Source organism: Xanthobacter sp. DMC12 (assembly GCF_056314105.1).
The window spans coordinates 76,381-96,620 of the sequence record NZ_JBQUYZ010000008.1 but is presented as its reverse complement, the minus strand read 5'-3'; the positions used below and the strand labels follow the sequence as shown (position 1 = coordinate 96,620).

The 20,240-nt window shown below is 68.0% G+C and carries 19 protein-coding genes; 9 read left to right on the top strand and 10 right to left on the bottom strand.

From position 1 onward, the window contains the following. The first annotated feature begins 9 nt into the window (after positions 1-9). From ACT535_RS23270 to ACT535_RS23260, 3 genes are all read left to right on the top strand, one after another. The gene (locus tag ACT535_RS23270; protein WP_476366205.1) at positions 10-1,014 is read left to right on the top strand and encodes a WD40 repeat domain-containing protein; all 1,005 of its coding nucleotides are present in this window, start codon (positions 10-12) and stop codon (positions 1,012-1,014) included. A 168-nt stretch (positions 1,015-1,182) separates the two neighbouring features. After that, complete coding sequence (locus ACT535_RS23265; RefSeq protein WP_168457168.1) at positions 1,183-1,929, top strand: acetoacetate decarboxylase; 747 nt, start codon at positions 1,183-1,185, stop codon at positions 1,927-1,929. A 68-nt stretch (positions 1,930-1,997) separates the two neighbouring features. After that, positions 1,998-3,149 carry a patatin-like phospholipase family protein gene (locus ACT535_RS23260; protein ID WP_168457169.1) on the top strand — a complete coding sequence of 384 codons (1,152 nt, stop codon included), beginning with the start codon at positions 1,998-2,000 and terminating at the stop codon, positions 3,147-3,149. A 12-nt stretch (positions 3,150-3,161) separates the two neighbouring features. On the opposite strand, the gene ACT535_RS23255 is transcribed toward ACT535_RS23260, so the two are convergent. After that, entirely contained in the window at positions 3,162-3,950 is a 789-nt protein-coding gene (locus tag ACT535_RS23255; RefSeq protein WP_476366204.1) for a sulfite exporter TauE/SafE family protein, read from the bottom strand. A gap of 19 nt (positions 3,951-3,969) precedes the next feature. Then, positions 3,970-4,620 (bottom strand): glutathione S-transferase family protein, encoded by a 651-nt coding sequence (locus ACT535_RS23250; RefSeq protein WP_168457170.1) that lies wholly within the window; start codon positions 4,618-4,620, stop codon positions 3,970-3,972. 381 nt (positions 4,621-5,001) lie between these two features. On the opposite strand from ACT535_RS23250, the gene ACT535_RS23245 reads away from it, so the two are divergent. From ACT535_RS23245 to ACT535_RS23230, 4 genes are all read left to right on the top strand, one after another. After that, positions 5,002-6,219, top strand: coding sequence for a polyhydroxyalkanoate depolymerase (locus ACT535_RS23245; RefSeq protein WP_168457171.1), 1,218 nt, complete (start codon positions 5,002-5,004; stop codon positions 6,217-6,219). 197 nt (positions 6,220-6,416) lie between these two features. After that, positions 6,417-7,655 (top strand): MFS transporter, encoded by a 1,239-nt coding sequence (locus ACT535_RS23240; RefSeq protein WP_476366269.1) that lies wholly within the window; start codon positions 6,417-6,419, stop codon positions 7,653-7,655. Positions 7,656-7,935: 280 nt separating this feature from the next. After that, the gene (locus ACT535_RS23235; RefSeq protein ID WP_476366203.1) at positions 7,936-9,366 is read left to right on the top strand and encodes a homospermidine synthase; all 1,431 of its coding nucleotides are present in this window, start codon (positions 7,936-7,938) and stop codon (positions 9,364-9,366) included. A 35-nt stretch (positions 9,367-9,401) separates the two neighbouring features. Beyond that, entirely contained in the window at positions 9,402-9,740 is a 339-nt protein-coding gene (locus tag ACT535_RS23230) for an MmcQ/YjbR family DNA-binding protein (protein WP_476366202.1), read from the top strand. 73 nt (positions 9,741-9,813) lie between these two features. Here ACT535_RS23230 and ACT535_RS23225 read toward each other — a convergent pair whose 3' ends face one another. Both ACT535_RS23225 and ACT535_RS23220 read right to left on the bottom strand, forming a co-directional pair. Further along, complete coding sequence (locus tag ACT535_RS23225; RefSeq protein WP_476366201.1) at positions 9,814-10,368, bottom strand: GNAT family N-acetyltransferase; 555 nt, start codon at positions 10,366-10,368, stop codon at positions 9,814-9,816. 288 nt (positions 10,369-10,656) lie between these two features. Then, on the bottom strand, positions 10,657-11,787 hold the full coding sequence (locus tag ACT535_RS23220; protein ID WP_168457174.1) for a type III PLP-dependent enzyme: 1,131 nt from the start codon (positions 11,785-11,787) through the stop codon (positions 10,657-10,659). Between the two features lie 629 nt (positions 11,788-12,416). On the opposite strand from ACT535_RS23220, the gene ACT535_RS23215 reads away from it, so the two are divergent. Both ACT535_RS23215 and hemA read left to right on the top strand, forming a co-directional pair. Continuing rightward, a complete protein-coding gene (locus ACT535_RS23215) occupies positions 12,417-12,926 on the top strand; it encodes a hypothetical protein (RefSeq protein ID WP_168457175.1) in 510 nt (169 codons plus the stop codon). A 194-nt stretch (positions 12,927-13,120) separates the two neighbouring features. Beyond that, positions 13,121-14,404, top strand: coding sequence for a 5-aminolevulinate synthase (hemA, locus tag ACT535_RS23210; RefSeq protein WP_168457176.1), 1,284 nt, complete (start codon positions 13,121-13,123; stop codon positions 14,402-14,404). Positions 14,405-14,462: 58 nt separating this feature from the next. On the opposite strand, the gene ACT535_RS23205 is transcribed toward hemA, so the two are convergent. From ACT535_RS23205 to ACT535_RS23180, 6 genes are read right to left on the bottom strand one after another with little or no spacing between them, the layout of a single operon-like run. Next, entirely contained in the window at positions 14,463-15,287 is an 825-nt protein-coding gene (locus ACT535_RS23205; RefSeq protein ID WP_476366200.1) for a phosphodiesterase, read from the bottom strand. A gap of 3 nt (positions 15,288-15,290) precedes the next feature. Then, positions 15,291-16,331, bottom strand: a complete 1,041-nt coding sequence (locus tag ACT535_RS23200) for an ABC transporter ATP-binding protein (RefSeq protein ID WP_476366199.1) — start codon at positions 16,329-16,331, stop codon at positions 15,291-15,293. Beyond that, positions 16,328-17,119, bottom strand: a complete 792-nt coding sequence (locus tag ACT535_RS23195; RefSeq protein ID WP_168457179.1) for an ABC transporter permease subunit — start codon at positions 17,117-17,119, stop codon at positions 16,328-16,330. The genes ACT535_RS23200 and ACT535_RS23195 overlap by 4 nt, the downstream gene beginning before the upstream one ends. 8 nt (positions 17,120-17,127) lie before the next feature. Next, on the bottom strand, positions 17,128-17,946 hold the full coding sequence (locus ACT535_RS23190) for an ABC transporter permease (RefSeq protein ID WP_281804680.1): 819 nt from the start codon (positions 17,944-17,946) through the stop codon (positions 17,128-17,130). Positions 17,947-17,966: 20 nt separating this feature from the next. Beyond that, positions 17,967-18,995, bottom strand: a complete 1,029-nt coding sequence (locus ACT535_RS23185) for an ABC transporter substrate-binding protein (RefSeq protein ID WP_476366198.1) — start codon at positions 18,993-18,995, stop codon at positions 17,967-17,969. A gap of 8 nt (positions 18,996-19,003) precedes the next feature. After that, the gene (locus ACT535_RS23180) at positions 19,004-20,065 is read right to left on the bottom strand and encodes a substrate-binding domain-containing protein (protein WP_476366197.1); all 1,062 of its coding nucleotides are present in this window, start codon (positions 20,063-20,065) and stop codon (positions 19,004-19,006) included. Positions 20,066-20,240: the final 175 nt, after the last annotated feature.

Here is a 20,240-nt window from a genome sequence, read left to right as displayed (position 1 = left end):
CAGAGCACCATGGTTTCCGCCCCATCCAGCCTTACCAGCAAGGTCCGGCCGCTCGCCTTCGAGGCCGGCATCGTCGCCCTCGCCTTCCTCGATGCGAAGGCCGCCTTCGTGGGCACGGACGGCGCGGTGTTTCTGATCGGGCTGGAGGAGGGGGCAACGCCGGTCCCGGTTCCGGTCCACGACGGCGGCGTGCTCGCCGCGGTTTCCGACGGCAGGCGGCTCGTCACCGGCGGCGACGACGGGCGTGTGATGGAGACGCGCGCCGACGGCACCACCCGCGAACTGGCGCAGCAGAAGGGCCGCTGGATCGACCGGGTGGCGCTGGGGCCGGACGGGGCCATCGCCTATTCGGCCGGCAAGATCGCCCATGTGCTGCAGCAGAAGGGCGAGGCGAGGTCGCTGGAGGTGCCCTCCACGGTGGGCGGGCTTGCCTTCGCCCCCAAGGGCCTGCGCCTCGCGGTGGCGCATTACGGCGGCGTGACGCTGTGGTTTCCCAATGCGGCGGGCGCCAAGCCGGAGGTCTACGGCTGGAAGGGCTCGCACCTCGGGGTGGTGTTCTCGCCCGATGGCCGCTTCCTCGTCAGCACCATGCAGGAGCCGGCGTTGCACGGTTGGCGCGTGGTGGACGGAGCGCACATGCGCATGTCCGGCTATCCCTCGCGGGTGAAGTCCTTCGCCTTCACCGCCGACGGCAAGTGGCTGGCCACCTCCGGCTCCGGCGAGGCCATCCTGTGGCCGTTCCAGGCCAAGGACGGCCCGATGGGGAAGGAGCCCATGATGCTCGCGCCCTCGCCCACCACGCGGGTGACGGTGGTGGCGCCGCACCCCAAGGACCCGGTCATCGCCATCGGCTATGAGGACGGCATGGTGATGATGGTGCGCATCTCGGACGGCGCGGAGATCCTGCTGCGCGCGCCCGACAGCGACCCCGTGACCGCCATGGCTTGGCACGGCTCCGGCGGGGCGCTTGCGTTCGGCACGGACAAGGGCAAGGGCGGGCTGCTCGCCTTCTGAACCGCATCGGTGCTTCCGGCGCCAAATCGTGCGGGAATCGGAGCGAAGTCCTTAGCCGGTTAGGCGGATTGCGCGGCCGGGCGGCTTTTCAGGGCGGGCGCGCCGCTTTACGTTGACGGCCGTCCATTCGCAGGTGCGAAACGCGACAGCCGCACGAGAGACCCGCCGATGAAGATCGCCGACGTTCGACGCACTGCCTACTCGATGCCGCTCACCAACCCGTCGTTTCCGCCGGGCCCGTATCGCTTCATTGACCGCGAATATCTCATCATCACCTACCGGACCGATCCGGAGGCCCTGGCCAAGGTGGTGCCCGAGCCGCTCGAGATCACCGAGCCGGTGGTGAAGTACGAATTCATCCGCATGCCCGATTCCACCGGCTTCGGTGACTACACCGAAACCGGACAGGTCATCCCGGTCCGTTTCAACGGCCAGGAGGGCGGCTACGTCCACTCCATGTATCTGGACGATGAATCGCCCATCGCCGGCGGCCGCGAGCTGTGGGGCTTCCCCAAGAAGTACGCGCGTCCCAAGCTCGAGGTGGAGACCGACACGCTGGTCGGCACGCTCCACTACGGCAGCGTGCTCTGCGCCTCCGGCTCCATGGGCTACAAGTGGAAGGCCGGCGACAAGGAGAAGGTGCTCGCCTCCCTCCTGACCCCTAGCTTCCTGCTCAAGATCATCCCGGACGTGGACGCGACCCCCCGCATCTGCGAGCTGGTCCGCTACTATCTCGAGGACGTCACGCTCAAGGAATGCTGGGTCGGGCCTGGCGCGCTCGGCCTGTTCCCGCACGCGCTGTGCAACGTCGCGGCCCTGCCGGTGCTGGAGGTCCTCTCCGCCGTTCACATCAAGGCCGACCTGACGCTCGGCCTCGGCCAGGTGGTCTACGATTATATGAAGGAAGGCGCCTGACCTGATGATTCCGGCGGCGCCCCGGGCACCGTCGGGCCGGGGGAACAATTTCAAGGGGATGAAGGCCGATGACCGAGGCTGCCAACCAGCGCTCCAGCGAGCTGTGTGACATCATCGACGAATACAAGCGTGTTGCGCTGGTGTTCCAGGGCGGCGGAGCGCTCGGTGCCTACCAGGCCGGCGTCTACGAGGCGCTGTCGGAGGTGGGGTGCGATCCCAACTGGATCTCCGGCGTGTCCATCGGCGCCATCAACTCGGCCATCATCGCCGGCAATGCGCCGCAGGACCGGGTGACCAAGCTCAGGGACTTCTGGGAGACCATCACCTCCCAGCGGATCCTGCCGTTCAACCTCGAAGGCGACATCTACCGCCAGTGGCGCAACCAACTGAGCGCTGCCCGCACGATCCTTCAGGGCCAGCCCGGCTTCTTCACGCCGCGCTTCCCCAATCCCTGGATGCTGCCGTCGGGGGCGCCGGGCGCGACCTCCTTCTATGACACCTCGCCCCTGCGCGACACGCTGCTGCGGCTCGTCGATTTCGACCGCATCAATTCCCGCGAGAAGCGCTTCTCCGTGGGCGCGGTGAATGTGCGCACCGGCAATTTCATCTATTTCGACAATCAGGAGCACAAGATCGCTCCCGAGCACATCATGGCCTCCGGCGCGCTGCCGCCCGGCTTCCCGGCCGTGAAAATCGACGGCGAGTTCTACTGGGACGGCGGCGTCGTCTCCAACACCCCGCTGCAATTCCTGCTCGACCAGCCGGACCATCCGAGCGCGCTGGTGTTCCAGGTCGATCTCTTCAGCGCCCGCGGGCAGCTGCCGCGCGACATGTTCGACGTGTCCGAGCGGCAGAAGGACGTCGCCTATTCGAGCCGCACCCGCTACACCACCGACGTGTTCCGCCGCGTGCAGGACCTGCGCTCCAAGCTCTACGACGCACTCCAGCGCATTCCCGAGCAATTGCGCACCGAGGAGGACATCGCCCTCATCGACGATTATTCCAGCTCCGGCCCGGTCAACATCTGCCACCTGATCTATCAGGAAAAGACTTACGAGCGGGAATCCAAGGACTACGAGTTCTCGCAGACCTCCATGCGCGAGCATTGGCAGACCGGCTACGAGGACACGGTGAAGACCCTGCGCCGCAAGGAATGGCTGAGGAAGCCGGACGATTCCATCGGCATCGTCATCCACGACATCCACCGCCTCTCCGAGTGAGGGGCGGCCGGATCAGATGAGGCCGCGCACCAGCATGTAGGTGCCGAGCAGGCCGAGCCCGGAAAAGAAGATGCGCCGGAACATCTGCGGCGAGGCCGCCCGGCGCACCATGGCGCCGAGCTGCATGCCGATGAAGGCGGGCAGCAACGCGGCCGCCGAGGCGAGCGCGGTGGCGGGATCGGCCAATGCCCCGCCGCCGTCTCCCGGATGGAACAGCACCACCGCGAGGGCCGTGGTGGAGACGATGAAGGTGAGGCCGAGGGCCTGCACCAGATCGTCCCGCGCCAGTCCCAGGGACTGCAGATAGGGCGCAGAGGGCATCACCGAGACGCCGGTGGTGCCGGTGACGAGACCGGTGAGGAGGCCCATCACCGGGGACAGCCAGGGTTCGTGGCGCACTGGCACCTTCAGCTGCACCGAGGACAGGCCCAGCGCCGCGTAGGCCAGCAGCGTCGCCCCCAGCACCGGCTGCGCCGCGGGCGAGGCGAGGCCGCCCAGCAGAAGGCCCCCGACGAGCGTGCCGGCCGCCACCATCACCATCATCCAGAAGAAGCGCCGGGCGATGCCGAGCACGTTTGGCCCGGTGAAGTATTGCCAGAAATTGGTGACGGTGGAGGGGAGGATCAGCAGCGCGGCCGCCTCGGGCGGGGCAAGGAACACGCTGAGCAGCCCGATGCCGACCGTGGGCAACCCCATGCCGATGACGCCCTTCACCATGCCCGCCAGCACGAGCACGGCGAAGCCGGCGGCGATCAGCCCCGGATTGATGGAGGAGACGGCGGCGGCCGCCGTTTCGATCACCCGAACGGGTCCGGCCGGATCAGAATTCGGCGTCCAGCTCTTCCAGTTCTTCCGGCTCGGAGAACGCGCCGTCGATCCACTCCCGAACCAGCGGCAGCTCCATGATGCGGGCGCGATAGGCCTCGGATTCCGGATCGAGCTTCACGTCGTAGGTGGTGAAGCGGGAGCAGACCGGCGCATACATGGCATCCGCCAGCGTCGGCGCCGCGCCCATCAGGAACGGCCCGCCGTGGGCAGTGAGGCAGCCGCGCCAGATGGCGGTGATGCGCTCGATGTCCGCCTGCGCGCCGGCCCACACCTTGAAGCCGGGATAGTGCGCCTTGATGTTCATCGGCAGCGCCGAGCGCATGTTGGCGAAGCCCGAGTGCATCTCTCCCGAGATGGAGAGGCAATGGGCGCGCACCGCGCGGTCGGCGGGCAGCAGACCGGCCTCGGGGAAGACTTCGTTGAGGAAGGAGGCGATGGCCAGCGTGTCCCACACCGTCACGTCCTCGTGCACCAGGCGCGGGACGAGGAAGGAGGGCGACAGCAGCAGCAGCTCCGCCTTGGCGTCGGGATCGTCGGTGGGCACCCGCTCCTCCTCGAAGGAGAGGCCGGCCATCTTGCACAGCAGCCAGCCGCGCATGGACCAGGAGGAGTAATTCTTGCTGGAGATGGTGAGCGTCGCCATGCCTGTCCCGTGCCTCGGATTTGCGATCCCTGACCTGACCGTTCCCCTCGACCCTTCCGCCTTTGTTTGTTTTTGGCGCAGCCGGCGGCTTCGATTTTGATCGGGCATCCGGCGCGGTCGCTCGGCCGTCGGCCCTACTGCTAAGGATGCGTGTTGCAATGCACCACGCATAGCTCCAATATCAACTTAACAGGTACATCTGTTCAGGCTTGCTGCAAAGCGGAAAGCTGGGCCTGCGACAACTACTTAATGCTTCCGCCGGCCGTCGGGGGCCGGGCGTGGGGGACGCGGAGCAGAAGGACCTTTCGGCATCATGCTGCAGACTTCTTCCAGGTTCACTCCTCTGGCACCGCGGTGCCGGACGGTCCGGCGCACGCTGCCATGATGTACTCCGCCTATCAGGCCCAGGCCGACCTCATGAGCCCGATGAGGTTCTTCGCCAGCCTCGCGCGGCAGACCCTCAACGGCCCCCTCGTCAACGGCTACGGCCATCTCGGCTTCCGGCAGATCGCGGCCGCCTGCGAGCTGATCGAGCGGGCCGGCCTCACCCATGGCCGACCGTCCTTCGGCATCAAAACGGTTGAAGTCGGCAATCGCGAAGTGCAGGTGACGGAGGAAAACACCGCCGTCCTGCCCTTCGGCACCCTGCTGCGGTTCAAGAAGGACGTGGACATCGCCCAGCCGCGCGTCCTCGTGGTGGCGCCGCTCTCCGGTCATTTCGCGACGCTGCTTGTCAATACCGTGAAGACGATGCTGCCGGACCATGACGTCTACATCACGGACTGGCACAATGCCCGCGAGGTGCCGCTTTCGGCCGGTCCGTTCGGCTTTGACGATTATGTCGAGCACGTCATCCGCTTCCTGGAGATCATGGGGCCGGGCGCCCATCTCGTGGCGGTGTGCCAGCCGTGCGTGCAGTCTCTCGTCGCCGCGGCGGTGATGGCGCAGGAGAAGAATCCGGCGGTGCCGGCCTCGATGACGCTGATGGCCGGGCCCATCGACTGCCGCATCAACCCGACCAAGGTGAACGAGCTCGCCACCTCGAAGCCCATCTCCTGGTTCGAGAAGAACCTGATCTCGACGGTGCCCAAGGGTTTTGCTGGCTCGGGGCGGCGGGTCTATCCCGGCTTTCTCCAGCTCACCGCCTTCGTGAACATGAACCTCACGCGGCACATCAAGGCGCATCTCGACCTCTACAACTCCCTCGCCGAGGGCGACGAGGAGAAGGCCGAGACCACCAAGGCCTTCTACGACGAATATTTCGCCGTGCTGGATCTGGCCGCCGAATTCTACCTGGAGACCGTGCGCTACGTGTTCCAGGAATACCGTCTGCCCAAGGGCGAATTGACCTACCGCGGCCGGCCCATCGATTTTCGCGCCATCCGCAAGACGTCGCTGCTGACGGTGGAAGGCGAGCGGGACGATATCTGCTCCATCGGCCAGACCATGGCGGCACAGGACATCTGCTCGGCGCTGCGTCCGCACAAGAAGCGCCATCACATGCAGGCGGGCGTCGGCCATTACGGCGTGTTCTCGGGCCGCAAATGGGCGGGTCAGGTCTATCCCATCGTCCAGAACCACATTCTGGCGAGCGATTGAACGGTGCGAGGCTGAACGGCAAGCGGTTGAACGGCAAGTGGTTGAACGGTTCGTGAGCGGACGCTGGGGCAGGAGTTGCCAACCCCTGCCTGTAACGGTACTCGGGCAGGGTCCTTTTCCCGGACCCAGCCCCGCGGACCTCCCACACGGATCTGCCCCGTGACTGCCCCGCTCCGACCCTTGCCGCCGTCGTGACCATCGCCGCGCCCGCCGTGCCGCAGCGGCTGCGGGATCATCCCGCCTTCGTCCTGTTCTGGATCAGCCGCGTCTCCTCGGCGCTTGCCTTCCAGATGCTGGGCGTCGTGGTGGGCTGGCTGGTCTACAGCCTCACCGGCAGCGCCGCCGCCCTCGGCCTCGTGGGGCTTGCGCAGTTCCTGCCCATCCTGTGCCTGACACTGCTGGTGGGTCACGTGGCCGATACCTTCGACCGCCGGCGTATCGTGCTCGCCTGCCAGACGGTGTCGGCGCTCACGGTCGGCGCGCTGGCCCTCGCGGAGGGCTCCGGCCATGCCGGCCTCCTGCCGATCTATGCTGCCGTCGTCACCATCGGGGCGAGCCGCGCGTTCGAGGCACCCACCATGGCGGCGCTGCTGCCTCGCCTCGTTCCCGGCGAGGTCCTGCCCCGCGCGCTGGCGGTGGCCTCCTCCGCCATGCAGATGGCGACCATCGCCGGCCCGGCGGTGGGCGGCTTCGCCTATATCTTCGGGCCGGCCGTGCCGTTGACGCTGGCGGCGGCCTGCTACGCCGTGGCTGCGGCTGCCATGGCCTTCATCCGCCATGTGCATGCGCCGGGGCCGCGCAACGCGATGACCCTGGAGACACTGCTCTCCGGGCTCGCCTTCATCCGCCGCAGCCCGGTGGTGCTGGGCTCCATCTCCCTTGATCTGTTCGCGGTGCTGCTGGGCGGCGTCACTGCGCTGCTGCCCATCTATGCGGCCGAGATCCTGCAGGTGGGAACGCAGGGCCTCGGCGCGCTGCGCGCCGCGCCCGCGGTGGGGGCGGTGCTCATGTCCATCGTGCTGGTGCGCCGGCCGCCCACGCGGCAGGTGGGACACGTCATGTTCGCCGCCGTGGCGATGTTCGGCGTGGCGACGGTGGTGTTCGCGCTCTCCTCCAGCTTCCTTTTGTCGCTGGGCGCGCTGTTCGTGCTGGGCGCTGCGGACAATGTGAGCGTCGTCATCCGCTCCTCCCTCGTGCAGCTCTCCACCCCGGACGAGATGCGCGGGCGGGTCAGCGCGGTGAATTCCCTGTTCGTCGGCACCTCCAACCAGCTCGGGGAATTCGAATCCGGCATGGTCGCCGCGCTCATCGGCGCGGTGGGCGCAGGGGTCGTGGGGGGCGTCGGAACGCTCCTCGTGGTGGCACTCTGGACCCGGCTGTTTCCAGCCCTGTTCCACGTGGACGCCATGCCGGTGAAGGTCGAAACCCGGCGCTGATCCAAACCCGCCGCACCCGCGCCGCTGCTTGGTTTGCCGGCTTTGCTCAAGCTCTCCGGTTGACGCCGGGCTGCGCTTTTCCCATGGTGCGCGCGCCTGCGCTTCCGCGCGGCCTTGACCCGCTCGCCGCGCCTCTGCGCGGCGGCGTTTCCGCCCCGCGCCCGTGCGCGGCATCGTCTCCACGCCGCGCGAGTCCACGGGTTGCCCCGGTTTCGCGCGTCCTGTGACTTTCGCGGCGCCCCGATGAACCGGCGCCGCTACTCCCGAGGAGTGTTTCACCATGAGCGACTGGCCGGTCCACGCAAAGATCGACGGCCCCATCGTGATGATCGGATTTGGCTCCATCGGCAGGGGCTGCCTGCCGCTTATCGAGCGCCATTTCGATTTCGACCGCGAGCGCATGGTGGTGATCGATCCGGTGGCGGACCACCGCAAGCTGCTCGATTCCCGGGGCATCCGTTTCGTCCAGTCCGAAGTCACCGCCGAGAACTACCGCGACCTGCTCACACCGCTGCTGACCAACGGCGCCGGCCAGGGCTTCTGCGTGAACCTCTCGGTGGACGTGTCCTCGGTGGCCGTGATGGAGCTGTGCCGCGAGATCGGCGCGCTCTACATCGACACCGTGGTCGAGCCCTGGAAGGGCTTCTATTTCGACGAGGACATGCCCACCGCCGCGCGCACCAATTATGCGCTGCGCGAGAGCCTGCTCGCCGCCCGCCGTCGCAACCCCGGCGGCACCACCGCGGTGTCCACCTGCGGCGCCAATCCGGGCATGGTGTCCTGGTTCGTGAAGCAGGCGCTGCTCAACATCGCCCACGACACCGGCCTCGACCGGCCCGAGCCGACCTCCCGCGAGGAGTGGGCCCAGTTCGCCCGCGCAGTGGGCGTGAAGGGCATCCACATCGCCGAGCGCGACACCCAGCGCGCCCGCGAGCCCAAGGTCATGGGCCAGTTCTGGAACACCTGGTCGGTGGAGGGCTTCGTCTCCGAGGGCCTGCAGCCGGCGGAGCTCGGCTGGGGCACCCACGAGAAGAGCCTGCCGCCGGACGGCCGCACGCATGAGGCGGGCTGCGGCGCGGCCATTTACCTGCTCTCCCCCGGCGCCGCCACCCGCGTGCGCTCGTGGACGCCGACGCCGCAGGCCCAGTACGGCTTCCTCGTCACCCACAACGAAAGCATCTCCATCGCCGACTACCTCACGGTGCGCGACGGCGACCAGGTGGTCTACCGCCCGACCTGCCACTACGCCTACCATCCCTGCAACGATGCGGTGCTGTCGCTGCACGAGATGTTCGGCAACGGCGGGCACTTCCAGGAGAGCTGGAAGATCCTCGACGAGCACGAGATCGTCGACGGCATCGACGAACTGGGCGTGCTGCTCTACGGCCACGCCAAGAACGCCTACTGGTTCGGCTCCCAACTCTCCATCGAGGAGACGCGCGAACTCGCGCCCTACCAGAACGCCACCGGCCTGCAGGTGACCTCCGCCGTGCTGGCCGGCATGGTGTGGGCGCTGGAAAATCCCGAGGCGGGCATCGTGGAGGCCGACGAGATGGACTTCCGCCGCTGCCTCGAAGTGCAGACGCCCTATCTCGGCCCGATGATCGGCACCTATACCGACTGGACGCCCCTCACCGGCCGGCAGAAGCTGTTCCCCGAGGATCTCGACCTCGAGGATCCCTGGCAGTTCAAGAACATCATCGTGCGGTGAGGCTGACGGAGGCCTCCCGTCAATGGGAGGCCTTCATGGCTGTCGACGCCGCCCGTGTCCGGGAGATGGCCCTCGCTCTGCCCGAGGCGAGCGAGGCGCCACACTTCGACCGCTGCGCATTCCGCACGCCGCGCAAGACCTTTGCGACCCTGGGGCCGAGCGGGCGCGATCTTAATCTGATGTTCGATCCCGATTTGCGCGATTTCTATTGCGAGCAGGAGCCTGCGGCCTTCGCGCCGGTTCCGGGCGGATGGGGACGGATGGGCGCGACCCGCTGCGACTTGACCATGGTGGATGAAGCGACGCTGGCCTCGGCGCTCCAGGCGGCGCACCGCCTCGCCGCGCCGAAGCCGAAGCGGCCTCGGAAGAGCTGACCTCAAACCCGGTCCAGAAACAAAAATCCCCGGCTCGATCCATCAAGCCGGGGATTTTCTTTGCGCGATACGCTCAGGCGGTCTTCAGCAGCGCCGGTGCCAGCAGCTCTTCCAGCGAGGGCAGGGCAATGCGGGCGCCGGTGGGGCTGATGAGGCCGCGGGCGCCATCCAGCACGCCGGCCTTCAGCTCCAGCGCCAGCAGGCGGTTGCGGTCGTAGGCGCCGGGCATCCACAGCTCCCCGGTCTTCTCCGCGGAGAAGCCGAAGCGCTCGTAATAGGCCGCATCGCCCACCAGCAGGATGGCGCCATGGCCCTTGGCCCGCGCCGCCGCGATGGACGCGCGCATCATGGCGCCGCCGAGCCCGCGGGTGCGGAACCAGGGATGGACCGCGAGCGGGCCGAGGAGCAGCGCCGGACGGGCAGGGCCCGCCGTCACGTTCCACAGCCGCACGGTGCCCGCCAGACGGCCGTCCGGGCCGTGGGCGGAGAAGGCGAGGCCTTCCGCCGGCAGGCGGCCCTCGCGCAGACGCTCGGAGGACTTGGCCTTGCGCCCCTCGCCCATGCACAGGTCGAGCAGGGCCTCGCGGGGGGCCACATCTTCCACGGATTCAAGCACGATCTCGGTCATCGGCAACTCCTGCGCCAACGTGAGAGGTGAAGAAGCCCGCCCCGGCTGCGTTGCAGCCAGGCGACATGCCTTTCGGACGGGTGCGGAAGACGAGGGGATACATCCCCTCCTCACGCCCCGGACGGCGGGAAGCCGATGCCGGGGGACCTTGTGCGGCCGGGTCGCGGAATACGCTCGGGCGCCGCGCGGGCGGTTTTGCACGGCTTCGCTCAAGCGCCGCGCTGGTGGTCGTGCGTGGCTTCGCTCAAGCGCCGCGCGGGCTTGGGGATCTTCGGGCGGGAGCCGCCCTCAGATCACGTACGACTTCAGCGGCGGGAAGCCGTTGAACGCCACCGCCGAATAGGTGGTGGTGTAGGCGCCGCACGCCTCGATGATGATCTTGTCGCCGATGGAGAGCGAAAGCGGCAGCTCGACCGGGGTCTTCTCATACATCACGTCGGCGGAGTCGCAGGTCGGGCCGGCGAGCACGCAGGGGGCGGTGTCGTCGCCGTCGCGCGGGGTGCGCAGCGGGTAGCGGATCGCCTCGTCCATCGTCTCGGCGAGGCCGCCGAACTTGCCGATGTCGAGATAGACCCAGCGCATGGCGTCCTGCTCGGACTTCTTCGAGATGAGGACGACCTCGGTCTCGATGAGGCCGGCATTGCCCACCATGCCGCGGCCCGGCTCCATGATGGTCTCCGGGATGGCGTTGCCGAAGTGGCGGCGCAGGGAGGCGAAGATCGCCTCGCCATAGGAGATGGCGCCCGGCACGTCCTGCAGGTAGCGGGTGGGGAAGCCGCCGCCCAGGTTGACCATGGACAGCGAGATGCCCCGCTCGGCGCAGGCGCGGAAGATCGCGGCGGCGGACGCGAGCGCGCCGTCCCAGGCGTGCACGTTCTTCTGCTGCGAGCCCACGTGGAAGGACACGCCATAGGCGGCGAGGCCGAGGCGATGGGCGTGCTCCAGCACGTCCGCGGCCATCTCCGGCTCGCAGCCGAACTTACGGGACAGCGGCCATTCGGCGCCGGCACCGTCGCAGAGGATGCGGCAGAACACCTTGGCGCCGGGGGCGACGCGGGCGATCTTCTCGACTTCCTCGTAGGAATCGACCGCGAACAGGCGCACGCCCAGCTTGAAGGCGCGCTCGATGTCGCGCTCCTTCTTGATGGTGTTGCCGAAGGAGATGCGGTCGGCGCCCGCGCCGGTGGCGAGCACCATGTCGATCTCGCCGGTGGAGGCGCAATCGAACGAGGAGCCGAGCTCCTCCAGCGCCTGCAGGATGGCGGCATCGGGGTTCGCCTTCACGGCATAGAACACGCGGGTGTCCGGCAGCGCGCGGGCGAACGAGAGATAGTTGGTACGGACCACGTCGAGGTCCACCACCACGCAGGGGCCATCCTCTCGCCGGGTACGCAGGAATTCGCGGATGCGATCGGTCATGGATACCTCCCCGTGACCTGAAGCCAGTGAAGCGCAGGGAACTGCGCGACGACAGGACGGACGCTCCTTCTGGGAGAGCCCGGGGCACGCGCTCGCATTCGCCCGGCGATGTGGACACGCCGGACGTCTGCGGGCCGTACCCGCTTCGCCGGGGCTTTACCCGGCCGCATCATCGGACCGAACGGCAGCAGAACCGCCCGCTTGGCCGCAAGGCAAAGCAGGAGCGAGGACGACTGCGCACGATTGGAGAGGGAGAGTCCCGCTCCGCACGGCCGGCAAGATGTAGTGCCTCTTTAGTAACGCCGACCTTTGGAGGGCCGACCGAGACCAAAAAAGCCCTTACGTCGTTGCTTCAAGTCACGTCCCCCGCATTGAGGAGCGGGGTGGGCCGGTTCCCTCCGGCTTGTCGATCGTCCTGGCAGCTTTCCGGCCTCTTGTCCGGAGATCCTACCGACCGACACGCGACCACAGGCACGTGCGAATTTGGGCAACGCGGATGTAGGGGATTCGTACCGCCTTCGCAAGGGGCAATTTGATGATAAGCAAGGCGGGTTTGCCGCCGTGTAGGCGACGGTGGATCGTGCGGCTCCCTTCCCGCCGCCCCCGCCTGAAATAATGGAATCCTTTTCATGCCCGGACTGCGCGTCATTCTCGGTATTATCGCGGGCCTCATGTTCTCGACGGTCTTGGCCTCGGCACAGACGGTCCTGCCGCAGAACGTCGTCGGGTGGGAGCGCGAGCGGTCCAGCTCGGGTGATCTCCTTTTCGTCTGCCGTGCGCAATCATGCGGTGGAACTGACGCATTCGTTAGCATTGTTCGGCACCGTGAGGTCCTGCGGGGTGTTACGCCCGAGCTGTTCATGCAGCAGCAGCGCATTAACAGCGATAACGAGATGAAGACCATGAAGGGCAGCCGATCGGCCGTGAGTCTGCGTTCGGTCTCCACCGTTGGCGCTATTGAGGTTTTTACGGCTTGGCAGGACGTCATAAAAGACGATGGAAAAAAGCTTTTTCTCATCAATGCACTACTGCCCGGTCCGCAGGCCTCAATTACGGTCGTTACCCTGGCGCTGTCGCGGGAACAAGTGTCGGCTAATTTCGATGACTTCCTCCCGCGTCTGCTAGACCTCGTCAGGTGAGGCAGCCAGAGGCATCGGAGTTGGGCCTCTGTTATTGCATTGCGGAAATTGTGCCGCGCCGGTTCGGGTTGCGCCGGATCGCCGCGCGTCGCGCTCTGCCCTTGATTGGTATCAATACAAGGAGCAAGCTTGCTGCATAATCTTAGAACAATGAGGATCCACCCGCGATCCCGTCTGCCGCCGCAGGGTTCGGAATGACCTACGACCATTTCTTTGCCGACGCCATCGACGCCCTGCGCAAGGAGCGCCGCTATCGCACCTTCGCCGAGATCGAGCGGGACGCCTCGCGCTTCCCGCGGGCGGTGTGGCACTCGCCGGGCGGTCCGCGCGACATCGTGGTGTGGTGCTCCAACGACTATCTCGGCATGGGCAGCCATCCCGATGTGGTCGCCGCCATGTGCGATGCGGCCAAGGCGCGCGGCGCCGGCGCCGGCGGCACCCGCAACATCTCGGGCAACAGCCATGAGATCGTGATGCTGGAGCGCGAGCTGGCCGACCTGCACGGCAAGGAATCGGGCCTCGTCTTCACCTCGGGCTACATCTCCAACGCCACCGGCATCTCCACCATCGTCCGCCTGATCCCCGACTGCGTGGTGATCTCGGACGAGCTGAACCACAATTCCATGATCGAGGGCGTCCGCCACGGCGGCCGGCAGAAGGCCATCTTCCGCCACAACGACCTCGATCATCTCGAAGAGCTGCTGAAGGCGGCCGGCGACCGGCCCAAGCTGGTGGTCTTCGAGAGCGTCTATTCCATGGACGGCGACATCGCCCCCATCGGCGCGATCTGCGACCTCGCCGAGCGCTATGGCGCCATGACCTACCTCGACGAGGTGCACGCGGTCGGCATGTATGGCGAGCGCGGCGGCGGCGTCGCCGAGCGGGACGGCGTGATGCACCGGGTGGACGTGATCGAGGGCACGCTGGGCAAGGCCTTCGGCGTGGTCGGCGGCTACATCACCGGCAAGCGCCTCATCATCGATGCCGTGCGCTCCTACGCGCCGGGCTTCATCTTCACCACCGCGCTGCCGCCGGCCGTCGCCGCGGCGGCCACCGCCTCGGTGCGCCACCTGAAGACGTCGCAGGCCGAGCGCATCGGCCAGCGCACCCAGGTCGCCAAGGTCAAGGCGGCCCTCGCTGCCGCCGGCCTGCCGCAGATGGAGACGCCCACCCACATCGTCCCGGTGATGGTGGGCGACGCCAAGGCCTGCAAGATGGCGAGCGACCTGATGCTCGCCGAGTACGGCATCTACATCCAGCCCATCAACTACCCCACCGTGCCGCGCGGCACGGAGCGCCTGCGCATCACCCCCACCCCGTTCCATGACGACGCGCTGATCGCCCATCTGGCGACCGCTTTGTCCGACGTGTGGGAGCGCCTCGAACTGCCTTATGCGGACCGGGTTGCGAAGCACACCGCCTCGCGCAGCACCGCGGCCGGCCCGGCGCCGATCCCGCTGCCGGTGGCGGGCGGCTGACCCCATCTCTCCCAGACTGAAAAGCCCCGGCTCGTCCGGGGCTTTTTGTTTTTGAGCCTCAGGCGGGCGTGCCGATGGCCTTGCCGTCCGGCCCGAAGAAAGGATGCGGGCCGGAAAAGGCGCCGATGAAGCTGCGGTGAGTCACGAGCCGCCCTTCCGCGAACAGGTGCAGCGACAGGCTCGGCGGCTCCATGTGGAAGGTCGGCGGCGCATCCGGGTCCAGCGCCAGGCTCACCGAATGGGCCGGCGCCGGGGCGATGGTGGCGGCGATGCCGGCGAAGGTGGTCGTCACCGCCCGGTGGACGTGGCCGCAGGTGAAGCCCACGACCTGCGGATGCCGCCGCAGCACCACCTCCAGCCCCGCCGCATCGAACAGGTTCTGCACGTCCATGTGGCGGATGCCGGTGAGGAACGGCGGGTGGTGGGCACACACCAGCGCCGGCCTGTCGGGCGCCGCCGCCAGCGTCGCATCGAGGAAGGAGAGGCCCTCGTCGCCCAGCGTGCCGTGGGGACGGCCGTAGACGGTGGAATCGAGCATCACCAGCCGCAGCGGGAAATCCTCCACCACATAGTTCACCCGCCCGCCCGCGCAGCGCGCCGCAATTTCCGGAAAGGCGGCCAGCAGCCCGGCGGAGCTGTCGTGATTGCCGGGCACGGGAAACAGCGGCAGGTCGAGGGGGGCGACGATGGCACGGAAGCGGGCGAATTCCTCCGGGTCATCGAAATCGGTCAGGTCGCCGGTGACGATCACCGCGTCGGGCTTCGGATCGAGCGCAAGGATATGCGCCACCACCGCCTCCAGGTAGGTCGCGGTATCCACGACCCCGTAGGCCAGCGTGCCGGGACGGCGGATGTGGGTGTCGGTGAGCTGGGCGATCAGCATGGGTCAGGCCAGAGAGTAGCGGTTGGCGTCGAGGGCAAGGCCGATGGCCGCCCCGGCAGCAAGAGGCATGTCGGCGGGGGCCTCGGCGATGATACGGGTCCCGTCGCCGGCGTTCAGCGTCACCCGCTGGCGCGGGCCCTGAAACTCGACCTGCGCCACCTGGAATACCAGCGTCGCGTCAGCTGGGCTCACGAGGCGCACCGCTTCGGGCCGGAACAGCAGCCGCGCCTTGCACTGGTCCGGCGCCGCGACGGGCAGGATGCCGGCGGCGGTCTCGAATCGGCCGTTGCGCACGATGCCCTCCAGCCGGTTGGTGATGCCGACGAAGCCGGCGACGTAATCGTCCGCTGGCTGGAAATAGACCTCGCGCGGCGTGCCCACCTGGGCGATGGCGCCGTTCTTCATCACCACGATGCGGTCTCCCAGCGCCAGCGCCTCGGCCTGATCGTGGGTGACATAGACGGCGGTAATGGCGAGGCGGCGCAGCAGGGCGTCGATCTCGCTGCGCAGATGCTCGCGCAGGGCAGCGTCGAGTGCGGTCAACGGCTCGTCCAGCAGCAGTACGCGCGGCCGGACGGCCAGCGCCCTGGCAAGGGCCACGCGCTGGCGCTGGCCGCCGGAAAGCTGGTCGATGGACCGCTCCGCCAGCGCCTCGATGCGCATCATGGTGAGCACGGAGGCCGCCTGCGTCCGCCGCGCGGCCGTCCCCACGCCGCGCACGCGCAGGCCGTAGGCCACGTTGTCGATGACGCTCATGTTGGGGAACAGGGCATAGGACTGGAACACCATGCCCACGTTGCGCTTCTCGATCGGCAGGGCCGTCACGTCCGCCCCGTCGAAGGCGATGCGACCGCCCGCGTCGGGCGTCTCCAGCCCGGCGATGAGACGCAGCAGGGTGGTCTTGCCGCAGCCGGAGGGGCCGAGCAGCACCAGCGTCTCACCGGCCTTCACCTCCAGATCCACGGGCGAGAGCGCGCGCGTGCCGTCCGGATAGGTCTTGCCGCAGCCGGCGATGGAAATGGCGGCGCCTGTGGGATTGGTCATCGCGCGCTCCCCGTGGTGCGGCCGAACAGCTGGAGGGCGAGGAGCAGGGGAACGATCATGACGAAGAAGACCAGCGTGTAGGCGCTCGCGATTTCGAGGCGCATGGAGGCGTAGCTGTCGGCAAGGCCCACCGGCAGCGTTTTGGTCAGCGGCGTGTGCAGCATCCAGGTGAGGTTGAACTCGCCGATGGAGAGCGTCACCACCATCAGCGAGCCCGCGAGGATGCCGCCCTTCGCATTGGGCAGCACCACATGGAAGAAGCGCTGCAGCGGCGAGGCGCCGAGGGAGGCCGCGCCTTCCTCCAGCGAGCGGATGTCCACGGCGGCGAGCACCGCCATCACCGAGCGCAGCATGAAGGGCAAAGTGTAAAGCACGTGGCCGGTGAGGATGAAGGCCGGACTCATGCGGAATTCGCGGATCGCGCCATAGGCGAGGATGAGCGCCAGCGCCAGCGCCAGGCCGGGCACCGCCACCGGCAGCGTCACCACCTCTTCCACGATGCGCGCGAGCCGCGAGGGCCGCCGCACCAGCGCCCAGGCGGCGGGCACGGCGACGACGAGGGTTGCCGCGAGCGTGCCGAGCGCAATGCCGATGGAAAGCCAGATGGTGTCGGAATAAAGCGCCAGCACCTGCTTCACCCAGTCCAGCGTGAGGCCGGAGGAGACGCCGCGGAAGTAATTGGCGGTGAAGCCGGCGAGGATGGAGGCGCCGGCCGGCACCATCAGGAACGCGGCGGCCAGCAGCGTCACGAACAGCTGGAAGGCGAAGGTGAGGCGGTGGGTTTTCATGGCGCGCCTCAGCCGGCCGCCGCCACGCCGGAGCCGGCGAGGTTGCGCGAGAGGGCGAGCACCGCCCAGGTGATGAGGCCGAGGGCGATGGAGAGCGCCGCCGCCGTGGCGAAGTTCGCGTTGAGGGTGAACTCCGTATAGATCGTCATCGCCAGCACATCGATGCGCGTCGCCAGCGTGAAGGCGGTGCCGAAGGCCCCCATGGCGGTGGCGAAGGCGATGGCGCCCGACGCCATCAGCGCCGGCGCGATGCCGGGCAGCGTCACGTCCCGCAGCACCTCGAAGCGCCCGGCCCCGAGCGAGCGGGCGGCCTCCTCCAGCGCGGGATCGAGCTTCTCCACGGCGGCCATGAGGGTCACGAGCACGCGCGGCAAAGAGAAATAGACATAGCCCGCGAACAGACCGGCCATGGAATAGGCGAACACCCACCGCCCCATGCCGAGACCCATGGAAAGGCTGGCAAGCAGCCCCTGCCGCCCCGCCAGCAGGATGACCATGAAGCCCACCACCACGCCGGGAAAGGCCAGCGGCAGGGTCAGGCAGGAGACCAGCAGCGGCCGGCCCCAGAAGCGGTTGCGGGCGAGGAACAGGGCGACGACGGTGCCGATGGCGAGGGTCGCCGCCGTCACCGCCGCGGACAGCAGCAGCGTCGCGACCAGCGTTGCGAAGTAGCGCGGGTTGAGGAGGATGGCGACATATTCCGCCATCCCGTTGGGGCCGGACCCCGCGACGCCGATCAGCCGCACCATGGGCAGCAGGAAGAAGGCCGCCACGAACAGGAACAGCGGCAGCAGGAACAGGCGGGCTAGGCGATCGGCGCTGTGCATGGCGTCAGGGTGAGCCCGCCTCACTTCACATTGTTGAGGTAGGCGTCGGAGAAGGCCTTCTGCGCCGTCTCCATGCGGGCATAGTCCACGGGCTTGGCGCGGGCATAGTCCGAGGCCGGCAGGAAGCGGCTGGCGATCTCCGGCGGCAGCGTGATGTTTCGGGCGGGGCGCAGGTAGGCCTTGGCCCACATGGCCTGTCCCTTGTCGGAGAGCACGTAGTCGAGCACCTTCTTGGCCGCCTCGGGGTGCGGCGCGCCCTTCACCATGGTCATCACGTAGGGGACGACGACGGAGCCCTCGCAGGGGATGACGAAGGCGAAGTTGCCCTTCTCGTTGTACTTGGCGCGATAGGCGTTGAAATCGTAGTCGAACAGGATCGGGATCTCGCCGGAGACCACGCGGGCGTAGGACGTCTGCTTGGGCACGATGGGCTGGTTGGCCTGGAGCTTCCTGAAGTATTCGATGCCCGGCTTGAAGTCGTCGAACGAGCCCCCCAGCGCGCCGTTCACCGCCACCGCGCCCACATAGCCGACGAAGGCGGAGGTGGGGTCGAGATAGCCGACGAGGCCCTTGTATTCGGGCTTCAGCAGGTCCGCCCAGCAGGCCGGCACCGGGGCGCCGCCGAGCGCATCCTTGTTCACGAACAGGCCGAGCGTGCCGGAATGGATGGTGAACCAGTTGCCGTCCTTGTCCTTCAGGCCGTCCGGAATGTCGGCGAAGCCCTTGGGCTCGTAGGGCTGGGTGACGCCGGAATCCTTGGCCTTGATGCCGAAGGTGACGCCGAGATAGGCCACGTCCGCAACCGGGCTCGCCTTCTCGGCGAGGATCTGGGCGAGGGACTGGCCGGAATTCTTGTTGTCCTGCGGCACGTCGATGCCGGTGTCGGCCTTGATGGCCTTCAGCATGGCGCCCCAGTCGGCCCATTCGGGCGGGCAATTGTAGCAGATGGCGTCGGCCGCCGCGGCCGGACGGGCGGGGGCGATGGCCGCGACGGCGGCGAGCGCGAGAGCGGAAAGCGTCACGGCGGAAAGGGTCTTGAGGGGACGCATGGCGGGCCTCACGGGTTGGGTGGGGTCGGCAGGGTGGGGTCTTGACGGGGGGTACGCTTCGATGCGGCGGCGAGGGTGCCGCCGGGCCGCAGGCTGAAAGCCAGGCGCTCCACGCGAGGTGCGGCGCCGGTCTCGATCATCTCGAACAGCAGTTCCACCGCCTGCTCGCCCATGCGGCGGGTGGGGGTGTCCACGGTGGCGAGGCTCGGGCTCATGGCCCGGCCGAGGGCGATGCCGTCGAAGCCGGCGACGGACACATCGTCCGGCACGCGGATGCCGAGGTCGCGCAGCGCGCCGGTCACGGAAAGGGCGAGCAGATCGTTGGAGCAGAGCGCTGCGGTTGGGGGGGACATGGCGCCGAACAGTCCGGCGAGCGCCGCGGCATGGCTCGGGGCGTCGCCGAGATAGTCGAGTTCCAGCGGTGGCGCAGCCACCAGCCCGGCCTTCTCCATGGCCGCGCGATAGCCCTCGTAGCGCTTCAGCGAGCGGTCGGAGGTGGCGAAGCGGCCGGCGAGATAGGCGATGCGCCGGTGCCCGGCGGCGATCATCGCCCCGGTCAAGGCGGACGTGGCGGCGCCATTGTCCACGCAGACGGCGGCGCGGGCATCGCCCTCCGGCTCGTTGTGGACGAGGACGAAGGGGATGCTCTCCGCCTCCAGCAGATCGAGGGTGGCATTGTGGCTGGCGCAGGCGACGGTGAGCACCAGGCCGGCAACGTTCTGCGCCACCAGCGTTTCCACCAGCTCCGCCTCCGCGGAGGGATCGTAATCTGTGGCGGTGAGGAGGAGGGTGTGCCGGCGCTCGCGGGCGGCCGCCTGCATGCCCGCCACCGAGGCGGCGAACACCGGATTGGTCAGGCTCGGGATCAGGACGCCAACGGTGCGGGTCTTGAGCGTCTTCAGCGCCCGGCCGATCTCGCTCGGGCGGAAGCCCAGTTCGTCGATGGCCGCGCGGACCCGCGCTTCCACGTCGGCGCTGGTGGGCGCCGAGCGGTTGATGACGCGGCTGACCGTTGCGATCGAGCAGCCCGCCCGCTCGGCGACGGTCCTGATGGTGACGATGCGCGGCACGTGCGACCCCGAATGGCTTCACTCGAGCGTGAAACCGTTTTCAGGATCAGTAAAGGGGGCGCGCGACAGGCGTGTGACGGGGGCGGGTAGGCGCGGGGTCGAAATGCGGACAGCGGGCGTGCCGAGGCACGCCCGCTGCGGGGAAGGGAAGATCAAGGGCGGCGAGATTCCCTTC

What these genes read in the sequence shown, in the direction of transcription:
- ACT535_RS23270 (WP_476366205.1), top strand. Translation starts at nt 10, where the DNA reads ATGGTTTCCGCCCCATCCAGCCTTACCAGCAAGGTCCGGCCGCTCGCC.
- ACT535_RS23265 (WP_168457168.1), top strand. Translation starts at nt 1,183, where the DNA reads ATGAAGATCGCCGACGTTCGACGCACTGCCTACTCGATGCCGCTCACC.
- ACT535_RS23260 (WP_168457169.1), top strand. Translation starts at nt 1,998, where the DNA reads ATGACCGAGGCTGCCAACCAGCGCTCCAGCGAGCTGTGTGACATCATC.
- ACT535_RS23250 (WP_168457170.1), bottom strand. Translation starts at nt 4,620, where the DNA reads ATGGCGACGCTCACCATCTCCAGCAAGAATTACTCCTCCTGGTCCATG.
- ACT535_RS23245 (WP_168457171.1), top strand. Translation starts at nt 5,002, where the DNA reads ATGATGTACTCCGCCTATCAGGCCCAGGCCGACCTCATGAGCCCGATG.
- ACT535_RS23235 (WP_476366203.1), top strand. Translation starts at nt 7,936, where the DNA reads ATGAGCGACTGGCCGGTCCACGCAAAGATCGACGGCCCCATCGTGATG.
- ACT535_RS23230 (WP_476366202.1), top strand. Translation starts at nt 9,402, where the DNA reads ATGGCTGTCGACGCCGCCCGTGTCCGGGAGATGGCCCTCGCTCTGCCC.
- ACT535_RS23225 (WP_476366201.1), bottom strand. Translation starts at nt 10,368, where the DNA reads ATGACCGAGATCGTGCTTGAATCCGTGGAAGATGTGGCCCCCCGCGAG.
- ACT535_RS23220 (WP_168457174.1), bottom strand. Translation starts at nt 11,787, where the DNA reads ATGACCGATCGCATCCGCGAATTCCTGCGTACCCGGCGAGAGGATGGC.
- ACT535_RS23215 (WP_168457175.1), top strand. Translation starts at nt 12,417, where the DNA reads ATGCCCGGACTGCGCGTCATTCTCGGTATTATCGCGGGCCTCATGTTC.
- hemA (WP_168457176.1), top strand. Translation starts at nt 13,121, where the DNA reads ATGACCTACGACCATTTCTTTGCCGACGCCATCGACGCCCTGCGCAAG.
- ACT535_RS23205 (WP_476366200.1), bottom strand. Translation starts at nt 15,287, where the DNA reads ATGCTGATCGCCCAGCTCACCGACACCCACATCCGCCGTCCCGGCACG.
- ACT535_RS23200 (WP_476366199.1), bottom strand. Translation starts at nt 16,331, where the DNA reads ATGACCAATCCCACAGGCGCCGCCATTTCCATCGCCGGCTGCGGCAAG.
- ACT535_RS23195 (WP_168457179.1), bottom strand. Translation starts at nt 17,119, where the DNA reads ATGAAAACCCACCGCCTCACCTTCGCCTTCCAGCTGTTCGTGACGCTG.
- ACT535_RS23190 (WP_281804680.1), bottom strand. Translation starts at nt 17,946, where the DNA reads ATGCACAGCGCCGATCGCCTAGCCCGCCTGTTCCTGCTGCCGCTGTTC.
- ACT535_RS23185 (WP_476366198.1), bottom strand. Translation starts at nt 18,995, where the DNA reads ATGCGTCCCCTCAAGACCCTTTCCGCCGTGACGCTTTCCGCTCTCGCG.